The sequence below is a fragment of the Alkalibacterium sp. MB6 genome (assembly GCF_009935905.1).
In the GTDB taxonomy this organism is placed as follows: domain Bacteria; phylum Bacillota; class Bacilli; order Lactobacillales; family Carnobacteriaceae_A; genus Alkalibacterium.
Genome location: NZ_PREX01000014.1, coordinates 32,738 through 48,416 on the forward strand (window position 1 = coordinate 32,738; position 15,679 = coordinate 48,416).

Annotated in this window: 9 protein-coding genes; all 9 read right to left on the reverse strand. The window is 37.9% G+C overall.

Annotated elements, in window-relative coordinates; genetic code table 11:
- Positions 1-119: 119 nt before the first annotated feature.
- The 9 genes from C3945_RS06850 to C3945_RS06890 all read right to left on the reverse strand — a co-directional run bounded on the left by C3945_RS06850 (position 120) and on the right by C3945_RS06890 (position 15,663).
- Positions 120-1,811: an extracellular solute-binding protein gene (locus C3945_RS06850; protein WP_161878958.1), complete on the reverse strand. Its 1,692-nt coding sequence runs from the start codon at positions 1,809-1,811 to the stop codon at positions 120-122.
- 655 nt (positions 1,812-2,466) lie between these two features.
- Entirely contained in the window at positions 2,467-4,047 is a 1,581-nt protein-coding gene (locus C3945_RS06855; RefSeq protein ID WP_237585506.1) for a xylulokinase, read from the reverse strand.
- Positions 4,048-4,227: 180 nt separating this feature from the next.
- A complete protein-coding gene (gene araA / locus C3945_RS06860) occupies positions 4,228-5,652 on the reverse strand; it encodes an L-arabinose isomerase (protein WP_161878960.1) in 1,425 nt (474 codons plus the stop codon).
- Positions 5,653-5,682: 30 nt separating this feature from the next.
- The gene (locus C3945_RS06865; protein WP_161878961.1) at positions 5,683-6,375 is read right to left on the reverse strand and encodes an L-ribulose-5-phosphate 4-epimerase; all 693 of its coding nucleotides are present in this window, start codon (positions 6,373-6,375) and stop codon (positions 5,683-5,685) included.
- 212 nt (positions 6,376-6,587) lie between these two features.
- Positions 6,588-7,679: a GntR family transcriptional regulator gene (locus C3945_RS06870; protein ID WP_161878962.1), complete on the reverse strand. Its 1,092-nt coding sequence runs from the start codon at positions 7,677-7,679 to the stop codon at positions 6,588-6,590.
- A gap of 80 nt (positions 7,680-7,759) precedes the next feature.
- Entirely contained in the window at positions 7,760-9,052 is a 1,293-nt protein-coding gene (locus C3945_RS06875; protein ID WP_161878963.1) for a glycoside hydrolase family 27 protein, read from the reverse strand.
- A gap of 1 nt (position 9,053) precedes the next feature.
- Positions 9,054-10,997: a glycoside hydrolase family 127 protein gene (locus C3945_RS06880; protein ID WP_161878964.1), complete on the reverse strand. Its 1,944-nt coding sequence runs from the start codon at positions 10,995-10,997 to the stop codon at positions 9,054-9,056.
- A gap of 121 nt (positions 10,998-11,118) precedes the next feature.
- Positions 11,119-13,341, reverse strand: a complete 2,223-nt coding sequence (locus tag C3945_RS06885) for an alpha-galactosidase (protein WP_161878965.1) — start codon at positions 13,339-13,341, stop codon at positions 11,119-11,121.
- A gap of 36 nt (positions 13,342-13,377) precedes the next feature.
- Positions 13,378-15,663 carry a glycoside hydrolase family 95 protein gene (locus C3945_RS06890; protein ID WP_161878966.1) on the reverse strand — a complete coding sequence of 762 codons (2,286 nt, stop codon included), beginning with the start codon at positions 15,661-15,663 and terminating at the stop codon, positions 13,378-13,380.
- Positions 15,664-15,679 lie beyond the last annotated feature (16 nt).

Genomic DNA, 15,679 nt, shown 5'->3' on the forward strand with positions numbered 1-15,679 from the left:
GAACCCTCTGTCTGTTAAAAACAAAGGGTCCGGTTTCAATTTGTAGATCTTATTGGGGGTTATAAAATTTAATGAATTTTATTGTTTAGTTCAGGTGATTACTTTAAGCGCTAGGTAACTTATTCAGCGCCTTGTAGTTTTTCTTGGTTCTCTCTGTATGCTTCGTTAATCATTTCTACATAACCATCAACGTTTTGGTTTTCCAATGCTGACATGAATTCATCCCAACGGTCCATAGAGTATTGGTTAGAGATGAATCGGAATACGTATTGGTCAACAGTATCTTTAAGAGGTGTGCCAATCATGTTAGCATTCTCTTGTGTTAGTGAATCCATAGGGTGTGGAGGATCTGGTAACACAACTTCCACTTCTTCGTTCATACGTTTTTGATAGTTGAATTCTTTTTCTTCCATGATGGATTGACGAATGTGAGCTGGTCCAGCATATGCGAAGGCTACGTTTCCGAAACCATAATGTTCTTGCAAGCTTTTTTCAGCACCTGGGTTGAACTGTTCGTATTGAATGCCGTCAACTGGTTTGTATCCACCAACGAACTCATCTGTTTTCTCAAATGTGACGCCTTCAACACCCCAGTGAGCAAATTCTGTTCCTTCATCACTGTAGTATAACCAGTCGATGAATTGTAAAATAGCTAAGAAGTCTTCTCTTTCAGCAAGATCAGCATTCAACATCATACCACTGTTTGTGTTTCCGCCTCTAGCTCTCTTACCTGCTGGTCCTTCTAATACTGGTAATCTAGAGAATTCATAAGCGCCTTCTCCGTGTTGTTCTGCAAGACCATCGTTCAAATCAGTTAAAGTACCCACGTTTCCTGACGTTACAAATGATTCTAAGTTAAGTAACTTGTTACGAGCCATTTGGTCATCTTGTGTCATTGCTTCAATGTCAAGTAAGCCATCAGCTGTTAATTCAGAGAAGTAGGTAATCATGTCTTTAAAACCATCTTGCATAGCTGTGAACACAAATTCGTCTGCTTCCTCATCATAAACGACACCGTTCATGTAGCCCCATCCACCAGCACCAGAGCCAAATGATGCAGAAGCGAAGTTTAGTAGAGCGTTACCTTGCCACCAAAGTGTCATTGGAGCTTTTGAACCTGTTTCCTCTTTTAACGTTTCAAGAGCTGCTCTTAACTCGTCCCAAGAATTAGGTTCCTCGATTCCATGCTCTTCGAATACAGTTGTGTTGTATTGTAGTCCAAATTCATAAACAATGTTCTCATTTAAACCTGGTAACATATAGTATTTGCCATCTTGTTGACGTAAATTATTCATTTGCTCTTCTACGCCTTCCCACTCTTCAATACGAGAAGACAAGTGAGGCATGTATTCTACGTAGTCTGAGATGGGTAATAATTGTCCAGAAGGAACATAAGGAATTTCGTGTCCTGCCCAAATATCTGTTGAGTAGTCAGGCATATCACCAGCCGCCATTGTTATTGACAAACGTTCTTCCCAGTCAGAAAGTGGAATGCTGACTATATCAAATGTGACATTGTGTTCTTCTTCTAATACGTCAAAGAACATCCATTCTTTATCCAACGGGTAAGCAGGCATATCTCTGTATAAAATTTCAAGGTTCAATGGTTCAGTTGCAACGAATGTATCGCCAACTTTAAAATCTTCCATTGCTCCTTTTGAACCTATAGAAACTTCCTCAGTTGATTCTCCACCGTCACCAGCTGCCTCATCTTCTACATCTGATCCTCCGTCATTTCCACAAGCAGCTAAAAGTAAAGCGCCGCTTAATGTTAGACTAGTAAGTAACCATTTTTTTGATATACTCTTCATTTCTTTTCCTCCATCTTTTAATTTGTGCAATTGTCCGATCCTTTGATAGGCTCTTTCAATTACTTTTACAAACTTTCCGATGACTTCAGCCTAACTCAAATTGTAAAGTATGTAAGAGTTTTATATAGCTTAGCCAAAGTGTTGTTTGCGCTTACCTAAAGTTAACATATGAACCACTTACCTGCAAGCTAATTTTATACAAAACAGTTCATTTTATAAAAAGGCTGTCACAATTAGGAAAACTCATTCTTGACTTTTATGACAAACTTTACAAGATTTAGTAACGGAAATAAGCACCGTTTCAAGAATATAAAAGCCACTAACCTTGGCAACTAACAAACTTTAAGCCGAACTTAGTTAGTTTATTAGTATATATAAACTAACTAATCATACATAATGAAAGGGTAGTCTATTTATGAAATTATATTAAAATAGTACTTTTATAACAATGTTGAATTATGAACAAATGTTAACTGAAGTCACATATATAAATCTAGAAGCAAATCCTTTTTAAACTAGTTTACCTTCGATTAGTCCTCGCTAACTCTAACTCGACCGTACATTTCACTCAGGGTTGTCTTGCTATATTGATATTCTTTAAAAAAGAGACTAGCGAAAGATAACCTTTCACCAGTCCCATTCCTCAATTAGTCAGTTACTTCATGTGTTTTACTGCTACTTTCTCTACTTCCAACATGTTTTTGTATCTTTTTAGAAAAGCATTGAACTGTAGACCGCTTTTCTCATCAGGAACCAGCGTACTCGCTGTTTGGCTGCTAAACACTCTGTTCGTTAAAAAGGCTTCTAGTGTCTCATTTTCTGTCTTATTTACAACGTAAGAAGCTAATAAAGCCATGCCCCATGGACCACCTTCTCCTGCACTTGCCATGACTGACACCGGGATATTTAATGCATCGGCCATCAGTTGCTGTCCGACAATCGGTGTTTTAAAGAAGCCACCATGTCCCAGCAATTGGTCGATAGTTACATCCTCATTCTCCACTAGTATATCCATCCCTATCTTCAAAGTAGCTAAGGCAGAATCAATATGTGTTCTCATAAAATTCGCTAAGGATAAGGTACTGTTTGGCATTTGAATAAAGAGGGGTCTGCCTTCTTCAAGGCCAGTAATAGGCTCACCTGAATAGTAGTTACAGCTCATTAAGTTGCCGCCATCCTCGTCAGCCTCCATCGCTTTGTTAAATAATGTTGTGTATAATTTTTCAGAAGACACTTCTAGCCCTAGAGATTCAAACATTTCTTTAAACAATTTGGCCCACGCATTGATATCAGTAGTAAAATTATTACAGTGCACCATTGCTGTTGGTTTTCCGGTAGGCGTCGTGACCATATCAATTTCAGTATAGTAATTGCTCAATTCTTTTTCTAAAACAATCATTGAAAAGACTGATGTTCCAGCTGACACATTTCCCGTGCGTTCACCCACGCTGTTTGTAGCAGTCATCCCCGTTCCAGCATCGCCTTCAGGAGGTGCTAACAAACTTCCTGCTTGCAATGTACCAGTGGGATCTAATAAAGTAGCTCCTTCTTCTGATAATTTTCCAGCGGCTTCTCCAGCAGTTAACACTTGTGGAAGTATGTCTTTTAAATTCCACGATTTATCATAGGTGGTCGTTTTTTCATCAAACGCATTAACCATCTTTGAATGATAATCAACGGTGGTACTGTCAATAGGAAATATGCCTGCAGCTTCTCCAACACCCACTACCTTTTCTCCAGTTAATTTCCAATGAACGTAACCCGCTAAAGTGGTTAAGAAAGATATCTCTTTAACATGAGTTTCTTTGTTTAGCATGGCTTGATACAAATGAGCGATACTCCATCGTTGTGGAATGTTGAATTGGAACAGGTCGGTCAATTCGACAGCTGCTTCTTCCGTCGTCGTATTTCTCCATGTTCTAAAAGGGACTAACAAGTTATTATTTTTATCGAACGGAAGGTATCCATGCATCATTCCTGAAAAGCCAATAGAGTCAATTTTTGTTAACGAATGACCAGTTTGTTTTTTATATTCTTCAGCCAATTCTTTATATGAAGACTGCAAACCTTTCCACACATCTTCTAAATTATAAGTCCAGTAGCCATTTTTCAATTGGTTTTCCCAGTCGTAAGATCCACTGGCAATCAGATTAAATTCATTATCTATTAAAACGGCTTTTATCCGTGTAGAACCGAATTCAATACCTAGCGATAAGATTGGATTGTTCTTAGTCATATACGTCATCCTTTGCTTTTAGTTATTTCCAGAACTATGTAAAAAAGACACGACAATTTATCATCATTGACAAAAGACAGCTTTATCCTCTCTGACTGCATTCCACTATTCGCAATCAGAACCTATTTATCTTTAGTTAGTTGATGATTTATATCGTGTCTTTACATACAAATTTATTTATTAATCGATAATTACTGTCTCTAAATCAACCATCTTAGCCCAGTCCAAAATAACGTCTTTATCGAGTGCAAGAGTAGCTACTGTATGGTGTCCACCGCCTGCTTCTATCCATTTTTTTACTCCAGTTTTAAAATCTGGTTTTGGTTTCCAGATTACACGAGCTACTGGAAGATTTGGTGCGTCTTCTTCAGGAGTAATGGCTTCAAAGGTGTTGACCATTAAACGGTAATGCGTTCCTAAGTCAAGCATTGAAACGGCTAATCCATCACCTGCTTTTCCATCAAAGACTAAACGGGCCGGATCTTCTTTTCCACCAATTCCAAGAGGTTGAACAACAACTCGAGGTTTTGTTTCGGCAAAGGTCGGATCCACTTCTAACATGTGTGACTGTAGGATGTACTCATTTCCTTTAGCCAAGTTATATGTGTAATCTTCCATAAAACCAGTAGCCGTATTTTGACTCATTATTTTGAGCAAGCGGTCTAGAGCTGCAGTCTTCCAGTCTCCCTCGCCAGCGAAGCCGTATCCTTCAGCGTTTAATCGCTGAACAGCCAATCCTGGCAATTGTTTCATACCGTGTAGGTCTTCAAAGTTTGTAGTAAAGGCTGTGTAACCACCTTTTTCAAGAAAACGTCTTAAAGCGATTTCGATTTTAATTTGTTCTTTTACATGTTCTTCATAGAAGTCAGCGTCGTTATCACCTTGATCCATTTCATAATGATTAGAGAAATCGTCATAGGTCGCTTGAATATCTTCATCCGAAACTTGATTCATCTCTTCGACTAAATCTCCGATACCATAGTAGTCCACTGTCCAACCGAATTGGATAGCCGCTTCTACTTTATCTCCCTCAGTAACAGCAACGTTTCTCATATTGTCACCAAAGCGGGCGACTTTTATCCCTTGAGACTCTGTGTAACCAACTGCAGACGTCATCCAATTGCTAATCTCTTTGTGCACGTCTTCATCTTGATAATGACCCACTACAATTTTATTATTTAATTTCAAACGTGCGTTGATGAAGCCATACTCTCTATCTCCGTGAGCACTTTGGTTTAAGTTCATAAAGTCCATATCAATTGTTTTCCAAGGCACTTCTTTATTGAATTGAGTGGATAGATGCAACAACGGTTTTTGTAAAAGCTTCGTTCCAGGAATCCACATTTTAGCTGGAGAAAATGTATGCATCCATGTAATGACTCCGGCTACTTTATCTTGATAATTGACTTCTTTCATAACATCTTTGATTTCATCAGCAGTGGTGACTAATGCTTTAAATACTAAAGGATAAGTAAAGTTCGCCTCTTTATTCAACTGATCAACGATTTCTTTTGCATGACTTTCAACTTCATCTAATGTCTCCTGGCCATACAAGTGTTGACTACCTACAACAAACCAAAATTCTCTTTCCTGACTACTTAACATATGTGCACGTCCTTCGATTCATTTTAATATTTATTGACCGTAATAGGCCTTATCGCCATGTTTTCTCAAATAATGTTTGTCTAATAGAGCTTGATCCATTCGTACCTTCTCTTTATTAAGCTGAATACCGTGATAAGTCATTTCAGCAACACGTTCCAATACAACTGAATTGTGTACAGCATTGGAAGGAGACGTTCCCCATGTAAATGGACCATGGTCTTGAACCAACACTCCGGGAACATGATTTGGATCGATTCCTCGTTCTTTAAACGTCTCTATAATAACTGATCCCGTTTGCTTTTCGTAATGTGTTTCAATTTCTTCCTGTTTCATTTGGCGAGTGACTGGGATGTCCCCGTAAAAGTAATCGGCATGGGTCGTTCCAGCAGCAGGTATATCTAACCCAGCCTGAGCAAAACTAACAGCCCAAGGTGAATGAGTATGAACTATTCCCCCAATGTCTGGAAAGTGTTTGTATAATTCTAGATGGGTAGCTGTATCGCTCGATGGATTTAAATCTCCTTCAACTCGATTTCCCTCTAAATCTATAACCACCATCTTTTCAGGTAGCAAATCGTCATAGTCAACGCCACTAGGCTTAATAACAACCAAGCCTTTTTCTCTATCGATTCCGCTTACATTTCCCCACGTGAAAACAACTAACTTATGTTTTGGTAAAGCCATATTGGCATCATAGACTTGTTTTTTTAGGGCTTCTAACAACTGTCCTAACTCCTTTCGGTTTATAAAAATCTTATTTAACAAGTATTCATTTGTTTACTTTTTAAACTATCTCTAGTTTAAGCTAAATGTACGGACCTGTCAATTTGAACTGGTATATTAAATAATATATTTTTCAGCTTAGACTTATCAAAAAAACGCATGTGAGCTCATCGCTGAGAATCATATGCGTTTTATTTGCTCCTGTTGTAAACTTATAAGACTATGGCTTGGGTTGAGTTACCGATAACTAATTCTGGTTCATAAATGATTGACTCATGTTTGTGGTCTTTTCCCTCAACAGCATCAATCATCCATTTCGCCGCTGCTCTTCCTAATTCCTCTTTTGGATGGTTAATTGAAGTCAAAGAGATTGTTGGAAAGACATTGCTGTAAAAACTATTGTCATGGCTGACTACTGAGAAGTCATCCGGGCAATTTTTACCTGCTCGATGAATTTCTTTGATTAATGTCACGGCTACCTCGTCATTGTATGTGACAAAAGCGGTAGGTAAGCTGTTCGCATCTAGCAAGGAACTTATTTTATTCGCTAAATAAGGCTTGCTTTCTGTATCATATCGAATAATGTGGCCGCTTTCAAATGATAGTCCTGAGTTGTAAAGTGCTTTTAAATAGCCTTTCAAACGGTTCTTTCCTTGCACGTCATCCGTTTTAGTAATCATACCTATCTTTTTATGTCCAAGTTCAATTAAATGTTCAGTTGCTAATAAACTAGCTTTGACATCGTCTAAGGCAATAACTGGTAATTCTAACTCTTCATAAGAAGCATTCAACATTACTACTGGTTTCTTCTTCTCAATGATGTCAAGATAATAATTTAGATTAGGATTAAGCAAGTTACTCTTCGTTGGCTCAATAATTAAACCGTCTACTTCTTGGTTCAACATATTATCCAAATTATGACGTTCATTATCGACGTTATTTCTCGTGCTTGAGAGCATCAAGGTATAGTTGTGGCGAGACAACTCCTCTTCAATGCCTCTTATAATAGACGGGAAAATATAATTAGATAGATAGGTCGTAATAACACCTATTCTCTTTCCCTCATCCGTACTGATCTGAACTTTATAATCATCACTGACATAAGTCCCAGCTCCCTGCTGTTTGTACAAATACCCATCATTTACTAATTCAGATATTGCCTGACGAATCGTATGACGGCTAACACCGTAATGAACACGCAATTCTGCTTCAGAAGGAATCTTAGTACCCGATATAAAATCTTCCTTTTCTATCGACACTTTTATTTCATTTTTTATTGTAATGTATTTCGGTTCAGTCTTCATATCCCTGCCTCACTTCAATGTACTTATTGCCATTGTACACTATTGCTCGAACGATAAAAAGTATAGATATAAAAAGTCTTTCACAAATCAAGAACACCTTTCGACACTTTATATAATTTAACACCATGAGGATTTATTTTTATAGATATATTTCCTTTTCTAACTATTTCCTTACTAAAGCATTCCATATAGTCATTCGTTTTGTTACTAAAAAAATCATTAAAATCAATCCTTACATTTACCAACGTATCATTCAAATTAAATACGGCTATCCATTCATCAGTATCTGTTTGAGTATGCCAAATAACGATATCTTTTTCTCTTAATACTTGTACTGGGTTTATTCCGCGAGAATGAAAATCAATTAAATCTTCATGTTTAAGTAGATTTAAGGTCCATTCATCCATATCCGTTAATTCCCCTCCATAAAATAATGGAGATCGGAATAGTGACCACAATGTCATCATCGTTTTTTGTTCTTCTTTCGAAAATCGTGTATAACGATCGCTTCCTCCACCGTCAACTGAACGGATACCAATATGACCTAAAGGCAGCATATCGCAATCTGGCCAAACCCCTTCTTTTGCAAATGGCGACCACTGGTTACATCGTTCAAACATATCATATAGTTGATTCCAGTTATCCCAATAGTCATCCGTCAGTCGCCACATATTTGCGTGATTTTGCATAAAAGTAACGTTTTCCAAAGACGTCGGTCCAGGTGATAAACTTAAAACGATATCATATCCAGAATCATCTATTACTTCTCTTAATAAAGCTATCTCATCTAGGTGTGCTCCATATAACTTAGAATCAGCTATATCATCCACTTTAAGAAAATCAACTCCCCACTCACCAAATTGGTCAATAAGTGAGCGATAATACTCCTTAGCACCTTCTTTACTAACATCTACGCCATACATATCTGTATTCCAAGGACAAATAGAATTTTGTTTAGCTATATCTCTGGCACGCTTACTTGTTCCTTTTAATGCTGTATTCTTATGAACGGCTTGTCTAGGTATGCCCCTCATATAATGAATACCAAATTTCAATCCTAACGAGTGAACATAATCACTTAATGGCTTAAAACCCCTTTTTTCTTTAGCAGAGGGGAATCTATTCGTTGCTGGCATCAATCTTGAGTATTCATCCATCTCTAAGTCTGCGAAAGGATGGTATAAACTTGAATTTGCAGTTGATTCATACCACTGAATATCGACGACAACGTACTCGTAGCCTGAGTCTTTAAGGTGTTCACTTATATACTTAGCATTTCCTTTGACTTCTTCTTCAGTTACTGATGCACCGTAACAATCCCAACTGTTCCACCCTTTTGGAGGAGTTGGTGCTATCAATTGATGTTTTTGCATCTTACATCCCTTCTTCTCTATTCACCCATACAATCATTTCACCAACAGAACGATTGGCCCATAAATGATAAGGTATAAAGGTCAAGTCAATCTCTTCAAAAGTATCTTTCGCATCTACTTGATACAACTTGTTTCCCCACGACTGATTAATCACTAGTTTTTTTCCTTTTCCTTTGAGTCCTACAAATTCACCCAGCTTCTCATCTTCTATACTTTGAGCTTTTGGCTTTTCAAGTAGAGTCGATAGATGTAAGTGACTACTATTATCTTCTTCCTCCAGACAGTAAACAAATGGCCCTCTCTGTAAAGCGACTTTTCCTCTATTGTCTCTGACTAACGGGTGTGATTCCCACATCAGGACAGGTATATCAAATTCTATAACTAATGAATCATCTTCTTTTATACTGTATTCGGCATAGCCGTCTTTTATGGTGGTCTCTTTAGAAAAAGAAAAAGAACTTCCCCATTCAGGCAATCTAATGTAAATAATTGTTTCTTCCTTAACTCCTTCAACTGCTAACGTGGTTCGTCCTAAATCCTTAAGTTCAGTTATTTGAGATAAGTGTATAGAATGACCGTTTATATCAAAATCACCTTCAAAATCTGTAAACAAGTGGATATAAATATTATTATTCTTTACTGATGTCACGTAATTATTTAAAGATGTTAAGGTTCTGGCAATATTAGGCGGGCAGCATGCACAGCCGAACCAAGATGGTCGTGAGGGTTTGACATGACTTTTTCCTGGATCTTTTCTGCTTGCTTTTGGATTCACTTCAAGTGGGTTAACATAGAAGAAATGTTTACCGTCCAAAGCCATTCCACTAATAATGGTATTGTACAACGTCCGTTCAATAACTTCTGCATATTCAACATCAATATGATTATTTAGCATTGAACGAGCAAAAAATAATAAACCAATGGACGCACATGTTTCGCAGTACATCGTGTCATTAGGTAAGTCATAATCAAAGGTAAAGGCTTCTCCATGAACTGTCGAACCAATACCGCCCGTTATATAGTATCGTTTTTTAATTATTCCGTTCCACAAACGCTGAGCTGCTTGAAACATATTATCATCTTCATGAATACTAGCAACTTCAGCCATAGCTGCGGCCATGTATACTAATCTTACGGCATGTCCAACCGGTTCTTCTTGCTCAAATACAGGTTTATGAGCCTGAAGATAGGTTGTGTCTATTCGAGGTAGTGGACCTTCACTCAACCCTTTTTCTATGTTTTCTTGCACTTGCTTCGTATAAAAATCAGGATCAACGCCTCTTATTTCTAAAAACCATTGGCTTAAATCAACGTATTCTTTCTTACCTGTGACTTCATACAATTTAATTAGCGCCAACTCAATCTCTTGATGCCCGTCTGCTCCGTTAATCTTTCCTTCTTCTGAACCAAAATTTTCTTTTATACATTTAACAAATTTCTCTGAAACCTCAATTAGCTTGTCGCTTCCAGTTGCTTTATAATGAGCAACTGATGCTTCAATTAAGTGTCCTGCACAATAAAGTTCATGGCTTTCAAATAGCCGTCTAAAACGTAATTCTGGAGCCTCAATCTGATAATACGTGCTTAAATAACCATCATCTTCTTGAGCATCGACTATTAAAGAGACAACTTCATCCATCATATCTAACAATTCGGCATCTGGGTTTAATGCATAGCTATTCGCCGCTGATTCAAGCCACTTATAAACGTCTGAATCTTGAAACAACCAACCATAGTGATGACCTTCTTTTTTTCCAGCGGCAATTTTCAAATTTTCGATTGCATGGCTTTTTTCTGAAGGAATATAGTCTGCATCCCGTTCTTTATCTATAACAATATCTGCCTTATCGTGTAACACATCCCACTGAAAAGGAATCATTTCGTTTCTAATTATCTTCGTATACCTTTCCCAAAAGGCATCAGTGATAGTTACATCAACACTCATAATTATAAACCTCCACATAAATTGATTTGGCTAAGCTTAAAAAATAAGGGATAAAACTATTAGTATATTAAACTTAGTTTCATCCCTGTTCGATTAAATTAAATAGTTTAAAGTAAGCGTGCTAATCTACTTCTGTTAGCAAGAGTCTAAGACTTCGAAAATCACCATGATATCCTTGATTTTGCTCATCTTTTGCTGGTCCAGCATGGACATATATCCCTTTATTCATTAACTCATTTCCAAAGTACTGTTGTTCAGAATCATTTATTCTATACTTTTTAATTGGATCTAAACCAACGAGTTTTACCCTTGGTCTACCGGTATTACCTTTATCTAAAATACGATAATAGTAAAACAAAGCTTCGGATTTATTTTCATTGACAAAAATCCAAGACGTTTCGTTAGCACCGTCGAATGGGCTTATGATCCTATGAAAGGTTCCAAACTGTATGAGACTTCTAAATTTTTTATAGAACATTATTTGTTCTTTGACAACCGCTTTTTCTCGATCAGTTAACGTTGTTAAATCCAACTCATAACCCAGATTCCCTGACATAGCCACGTCGCCCCTCATTTTTAAGGAGGTTAACCGTCCTGTCTGATGGTTTGGTACAGCAGACACGTGAGCACCCATTGAACTGATAGGCATTACTAAACTTGTTCCCGTCTGTATTTCTAAACGTGAGACAGCATCCGAATTGTCTGATGCCCAGGTTTGAGGCATATAGTAAAGCATACCAGGATCATATCGTCCTCCGCCGCCTGAACAGTTTTCAAAAAGTATATGAGGGTAGTCACGAGTTAGGTTTTCTAACAATTCATATAGTCCCAGTATATACCGGTGAGCCACTTCGCCATCTCTAATATCAGGATGTTGAGAGCCAATCTCTGACATGTTTCGATTGAAATCCCATTTGATATAGTCAATTGGAACGTCATCTAAAATCTTCTTCATCTGCTCAAATATATTTTGCCTAACTGCTCTTTGGTTAAAATCAAGCATATATTGTTCTCTTCCTCGGGAAGGTAAGCTATTTTTTGCTTTTAACACCCACTCAGGATGCTCTCGATATAAATCACTATCTTCTGATATCATTTCTGGTTCAAACCATAAGCCAAATTTCATGCCTTTGCTTCTTATTTTTTCTGCCAGAGTTTTTAATCCATTTGGTAGTTTTTCCTTATTTACAAACCAGTCGCCTAAAGAAGATAAATCATCGTTTCTTTTGCCAAACCAACCATCATCAAGTACAAAGAGGTCAAAACCTAATTTAGAGGCTTCTTCTGCTATGCTTTCTATTTTTTCTTCTGTAAAGTCGAAGTAGGTTCCTTCCCAGTTGTTGATCAGAACGGGTCTTTCTTTGAATTGATGCTCTCCTCTAATTAACTGATTTTGATACAAACGGTGTAATTCTTGTGACATCCCATTCAGGCCCGTGTCACTATATACCATTACGACTTCAGGAGCCTGAAAGACTTCTCCAGCATCTAATGTCCATTGAAAATGTTCTGGATTAATCCCCATTTGAACGCGGGTCTGTTTGTACTCATTCACTTCCACATTCGCTGTAAATTCTCCAGAATAAATAAAGTGAAAACCGTAAACTTCACCCGTATGTTCAGTCGTATTTGAATTAGCCAAAGCTACAAATGGCTGGTAAGCATGGCTCGTTGTCCCTCTTTTAGAATCTGTCTTGTGCACGCCTCTGAAGATAGGGCTTCTTTCAATTTCTCTTTCTCTCGCCCACCCGCCCGACAGCTGAATGCTATCGAAATTGGCGCGGTCAAAATCTATAGAAGCACTTAATACTTTTTCAATCGAAACGGCTTCTCTTCCTTTATTTATCACTTGTACTGAACGTGTGATTACCGCATACTGTTCAAATATAGTATAGAATAAATGAACCTCTATACCGCTAAGTGAATCCAATAGAATCATCTTAAGTGTTTGGGCTTCTTTATCTGAACGAACATAAGTCTGTGGCAATCCATCCAAGTGAGGTTTGCCGTCAAAGATTTCATAACCCTTATAATGTAGTTGAGTATGAAAGGAACCATCCTGATACCGGAATTCAAAAGCTGATTCCCTAAAGTCGCCATTATTATTGCCTGGATACTCTTGAGGCAAAGTAGATACAGAGAATTCTCTCCCAGGAACGGAAGAGGGATTCACACTGAACAGGCGATTTCCTAGGGGATAATCAGACTCTGAATGATTATTTTCAATTCGTTTTCCAAAATAGGTGTGTGCAAGAAACACTTCGTTCTCGACGGATAATTGATAACTCAGTTTCTCATTAGTTAGGTGAAAACTATTTGTTTGCTCATTATAAAAAATGTTCATTGATCTCATTTCTTCCTCTCTAATTAAGGAATTAATCTATTGAATGCTAGTTGTAAATTGATAAAAACCTTTATCCACCTCAAGTTGATAAAGCCCATTTTTCTTGGCTAAAGGAGAAGACTGTTCATTTGTTTTCATTTCCAATTGTTGAGATGTTCTTATTTTAAGGGTGTTCGACTTAAATGATTGAATGCTTAAGGCTGTTAATTGGCTGTTTTCCCATGTTAAATCTATTATGAAACCGCCTCTGGCTTTTAATCCTTTAATCGACCCTTTTTTCCAAGCTTTAGGAAGTGCTGGTAACAGATGCAACTCGTCTTGATGACTGTGCAAAAGCATTTCAGCGATTGCAGCAGTTGCTCCAAAGTTCCCATCTATTTGAAAAGGTGGATGATTATCAAACAAATTAGGAAGTGTTGAGTGCTTTAACAATTCCACAAAATGATGATAAGCTTCTTTTCCATCTTCCAATCTAGCCCACATATTAATTATCCAAGCCCTACTCCAGCCAGTATGTGCACCACCATTAGCTAATCGTCTGTTTAAAGTGATTTTAGCCGCTTCAGCTAATGAGGGTGTTTTATTTATCGTAATTTGACTTCCAGGATGTAAGGCAAATAAATGAGAGATATGCCGATGTCCAGGTTCTTCCTCATCATAATCTTCTGCCCATTCCTGAATTTGACCATGTTTTCCTATCGTTGGTTTTGGTAATTGGTCTCTTAAATGGGCTAATTCTTTACGAAATGCTGCATCTATTTCCAGGGATTTGCTTGCTTCAATACAACTAGTGAAAAGCGCATTAATAATTTGACTATCCATAGAAGGACCTTCACTCAACGTCCCTTTGTTTCCGTTTGGCAATATATAAGTGTTTTCAGGAGAAACAGACGGCGTTGTTACGAGCTGCCCTTCCTTATTTTCAATTAAGAAATCGACAAAGAATATAGCAGCTTCTTTCATTGTCGGGTAATACTTTTTCAAAAACGTTAAGTCTTGATTAAACAAATAATGCTCCCAGAAATGCAAACTTAACCAGGCTGCTCCCATTGGCCAAATGCTTGCGGGCATGTAGCTATCTTGTGGTGCAGTATCTGCCCATATATCTGTATTGTGGTGAGCTGTAAAACCTCGAGCTCCATACATCTTTTCGGCTGTTAATCTTCCATTCTTTTTCATTCGTTCAATATGGTCAAATAACGGCAAATGACATTCTGATAATTGATAGACTTCAGCTGGCCAGTAGTTCATCTGCGTATTAATATTAATGGTAAACTTGCTATCCCAGGGAGGCAACATGTCGCTATTCCATATTCCTTGTAAATTAGCAGGGAGAGAGTTAGGTCGACTTGAAGATATGAGCAAATATCGGCCAAAATTGAAGTAGGTCACTTGCAAGCCGGTGTCTTCTTCCCCCTCTTTAAGGCGTTCCAAACGTTTATTAGTCGGCAGAGAGTCTAATGTCTCACTATTTTCGTTAAGCGACAAAGAGGTTCGGTCATATAATTCTTTATAATCTTTAACATGTCTATCTTTTAATTCGGTAAACGTTTTTTCAGAGGCACGATTCATTGTTATTAAACATGCTTGAAAAGGATCCTCGTAGCGAAAAGAAGTAGCAGATGAGAGTAAAAGGGTAACGGCATCCGCTCCCTTTACAATGATATGGTTCCCTCTTCTCTCAACTACTCCCGCTTCATTTAAGACAGTCATTCCACTACAAAAATCTATACCGCCTTCTCCACCTGTTTTCCCTTGCATAACAACTTGGTTGTGACTGACACGATGCATATGATCATACAATCGGCCATTCCCTCGATCTAGCTTAATCTTCAAAGACAGCTGTCTTTTTTCTGATGCCGTTAAACGCACGACCATGACTTGATCTGGGTAACTTGAAAAGACTTCTCGGTGATAAGTTACCCCGTTACTTACGTAATTCACAGAGGACAATGAATTAGATAAGTCCAATTTCCTCTTATAATCAGAATAATGAGTTGACCGGTCACTATTTTCAATGAATAAGGTCCCCAATGGTTCATAGTGGCGTTGGCTTTCGGGAGTACTAACCATTCTCTCTTCAGCCAAACGCTCTGCTTTTTCTATTAAACCTTCGGATAGTAACTCCCGAACGCGTTGGAGTGTTTTCTTTGCTTCAGGGTTATGGCGGTCCCTTGGGCCACCATACCAAACTGAATCGTCGTTTAAATGTATGGTTTCACTTTGTACACTACCGACTATCATGCCACCTAGCTGACCGTTTCCAACAGGTAATGCTTCATTCCAATTTTCGGCTGGTTTATCAAACCATAGTGTTGACATTAAACTGCTCCTTTCA